The organism is Dehalococcoides sp. (assembly GCF_041654235.1).
In the GTDB taxonomy this organism is placed as follows: Bacteria; Chloroflexota; Dehalococcoidia; order Dehalococcoidales; family Dehalococcoidaceae; genus Dehalococcoides; species Dehalococcoides mccartyi_B.
In genome coordinates this window covers 1-3,741 of record NZ_JBAZDW010000090.1, presented here as the reverse complement: position 1 = coordinate 3,741, position 3,741 = coordinate 1, and the positions used below count along the sequence as shown (strand labels likewise).

The window sequence follows — 3,741 nt, the reverse complement described above, 5'->3', positions numbered from 1 at the left end:
TAAGCAATTCCATTAAATTTGTATGGACCGGTCTGGATGTCGTCTGAATAACATAGCAATCCTGACCGCGTACGCTGCTCTTAAGCTGAACGAATAAGTTTTCATTAGGAAATTGAATAATTTCTCGGCCGCAAAGGGGTACTCCCAAATAATCCGCAATTTTTTGTGATAGCGGTTCACAGCTTGTCCCACTGAATAATTTAATATCGCCATACATTAAGTCATGTCGATGACTGAGCATTGATTTCTCTCCGGTTTAAATATATAGTACCATCAATTCAAAAATAGTATATCATTATTGTCGATGAAGCTTTTCTAAAAAAAATATTATCGTTACTAGTGGGAATATTCACAATATCATATTGTTAAAACAAAAAAAGACATGTTGGCAATGACCTACTCTCCCAGGAGGTCGCCCTCCAAGTACCATCGGCGTTGACGCGCTTGACTTCCGGGTTCGAGATGTTTCCGGGTATACCCGCGTCCCTCTGGTCACCAACATGTCTTTCTTTTTCTCTCTAACTGAATCTTACAGTATGTAGTCCTTTTGTTTTCACGCTTTCGCAGAAAACCGACCTGTTCCTTACATCACGTATAAAGCCTTCGATCATTAGTACTGGTTTGCTCAATTCATCACTGAACTTTCACCTCCAGCCTATCTAGCACGTAGTCTCCGTGCGATCTTATTCATTGCTGATAAGAGAACTTATCTTGAAGCGAGTTTCCCACTTAGATGCTTTCAGCGGTTATCTCTGCCAAACGTGGCTACTCAGCTATGCAATTGGCATTACAACTGACACACCAGAGGTTTGTCCACCCCGGTCCTCTCGTACTAGGGGCAGCCCTTCTCAATTCTCTTTCGCCCACAGCGGATAGAGACCGACCTGTCTCACGACGGTCTGAACCCAGCTCGCGTACCGCTTTAACCGGCGAACAGCCGGACCCTTGGGACCTTGTACAGCCCCAGGATGCGATGAGCCGACATCGAGGTGCCGAGCGAAGTCGTCGATGTGAACTCTTGGACTTCACCAGCCTGTTATCCCCGGGGTAGCTTTTATCCGGTAAGCCACGACCATTCCACTCTGTATCGTGGGATCACTAAGCCCTACTTTCGTACCTGCTCGACGCGTTGGTCTTGCAGTTAAGCTCCCTTCTGCCTTTACACTCTCCGACAGGTTTCCATTCTGTCTGAGGGAACCTTTGGGCGCCTCCGTTACCTTTTTGGAGGCGACCGCCCCAGTCAAACTGCCCACCTGACACGGTCCCCTACCCGATTCACGGCGTAGGGTTAGAGTCCAAATATCATCAGGGTGGTATTTCACCATTGACTCCACCAAGGCTGGCGCCCTAGTTTCATCGTCTCCCACCTATCCTACACAAATAATACCTAAACTCAATGCCAGGCTACAGTAAAGCTCCACGGGGTCTTTTTGTCCTGCTGCGGGTAGGCCGCATCTTCACAGCCATTTCAATTTCACCGGGTCTATCGTTGAGACAGTGCTCTAGTTGTTACGCCGTTCGTGCGGGTCGGAACTTACCCGACAAGGAATTTCGCTACCTTAGGACCGTTATAGTTACGGCCGCCGTTCACCGGGGCTTCATTTCAAAGCTTCGTGTCTTTCAACACTAACCTCTCCACTTAACCTTCCGGCACTGGGCAGGCGTCAGCCCCTATACTTCGTCTTGCGACTTCGCAGAGACCTGTGGTTTTGCTAACCAGTCACTAGAGCCCTTTCACTGCGACTCAGGTTCCCTATTTATCAGATTCCTGAGCACCCCTTCTCCCTAAGTTACGGGGCTATTTTGCCTAGTTCCTTAACGATAGTTCTCCCGTTCGTCTTAGTATTCTCTACTCATCCACCAGTGTCGGTTTGCGGTACGGGCAATGATATTTCATCGTTTAGAGGCTTTTCTTGACAACAAGGTCTGTCTCAGTTCCGGCTTGCGCCTCCTGACTTCCCTCAGCTCAAGCTGGGCTTTTTACTCCAGCTCTCTTCGCCTGACGTTCATCCACCTAAATCCACTAATAGGCTGGACTTCCTTATTGTGTCTCCCCATCACTCCATATCATCGGTGCTGGAATATTAACCAGCTGTCCATCGACTACGCTTCTCAGCCTCGCCTTAGGCCCCGACTAACCCGACGCAGATTGACTTGACGTCGGAAACCTCAGATTTTTGACGAACATGGTTCTCACATGTTTTACGCTACTTATGCCTGCATTCTCACTTCTGTACGCTCCAGGACTCCTTACGGTATCCCTTCTCTGCATACAGAACGCTCCCCTACCGATCCGCTTTCGCGAATCCCATGGCTTCGGTACTATGCTTAGCCCCGTTACGTTTTCCGCGCAGAATCACTTGACCAGTGAGCTATTACGCACTCTTTAAAGGGTTGCTGCTTCTGAGCGAACCTCCTGGTTGTCTTTGTAACTCCACATCGTTTCCCACTTAGCATAGATTTGGGGACCTTAGCCGATGATCTGGGCTGTTTCCCTTTCGACTACGAATCTCATCACCCGCAGTCCGACTATAGGGATTCCATCTATGGCATTCGGAGTTTGTTTGGGTTCGGTAAGTCGTTGACCCCCTTGCCCAGTCAGTGCTCTACCTCCATAGATTAATTCCCTACGCTAGTCCTAAAACTATTTCGGGGAGAACAAGCTATCTCTGAATTCGTTTGGCATATCACCCCTAACCACAGGTCATCCCTCAACTTTGCAGCGTTGAAAGGTTCGGTCTTCCACGAGGGCTTAATCTCGCTTCATCCTGCCCATGGTTAGCTCATCCAGTTTCGTGTCTAATCGTTGCGACTATCGCGCCCTATTCAGACTCGCTTTCGCTTCGGCTCCGGGTTTCTCTCCCTTAACCTCGCCACAACTATTAACTCGCAGGCTCATTCTCCAAGAGGCACGCCGTCAGGCCTTGTCTTTCGACCATAGCCCTTCGACTGCTTGTAAGCTTACGGTTTCAGGTTCTTTTTCACTCCCCTCATCGGGGTACTTTTCACCTTTCCCTCACGGTACTTGTCCTCTATCGGTCGCTGTGTGTGTTTAGCCTTGGGAAGTGGACTCCCCAGCTTCATACCGTATTAGCGTGCACGGTATTACTCAGGTGTCAGGTCTGTGTGCTCTCTATTTCGCGTACGGGGCTCTCACCCTCTTTGGCAGACTTTCCCAAGTCTTTCCGCTATATTAAGCCTTTTTTCACTTTTTGTCCTGATCCTACAACCCCTCGAAGGGTCTCCCCTCCTCGGTTTGGGCTTCTCCCATTTCGCTCGCCACTACTTTGGGAATGTTCTCTTTTCCTCCGGGTACTTAGATGTTTCAGTTCCCCGGGTTCCCTTTCTTATACTATCTTTTTCATATAAGAATAACAGAGGTCCTCTCTGTTGGGTTTCCCCATTCGGATATCCCGGGATCGGCGCTTGTTCACAGCTCCCCCAGGCTTTTCGCAGTGTCCCACGTCCTTCATCGGCACTCAGCGCCAAGGCATCCCCCGTAAGCTCTTAGTAGCTTTTCACGTGATGTAAGGAGCAGATCTTTCTTCTGCTCTCTTGTGTTTCTTACTTCACTCGGTTTTTTGCTTTGACTTTCGTCTTTTTTTGTACATCTGTTTTTTTTTCTTCCAGCATTTTATTGCTGTTAGATTTGGCCTACATACTGTATTCAGTTGTTAAGGTTCTTTCGGTTTCTCGCTTGAAAAACCTTTCCGCCTTGAATCTTTCGATTCACTCCGGAAA

Annotated in this window: 1 protein-coding gene and 2 rRNA genes; all 3 read right to left on the bottom strand. The window is 48.5% G+C overall.

Annotation, left to right across the window (positions count from 1 at the left end):
- Window positions 1-241: ribose-phosphate pyrophosphokinase-like domain-containing protein (locus WC259_RS07905; protein WP_372644137.1), on the bottom strand; the 241-nt coding region annotated here is incomplete at its 3' end.
- Window positions 242-383: 142 nt separating this feature from the next.
- Window positions 384-500, bottom strand: a 5S ribosomal RNA gene (rrf, locus tag WC259_RS07900).
- Between the two features lie 91 nt (window positions 501-591).
- Window positions 592-3,521 (bottom strand): 23S ribosomal RNA (locus tag WC259_RS07895).
- Window positions 3,522-3,741: the final 220 nt, after the last annotated feature.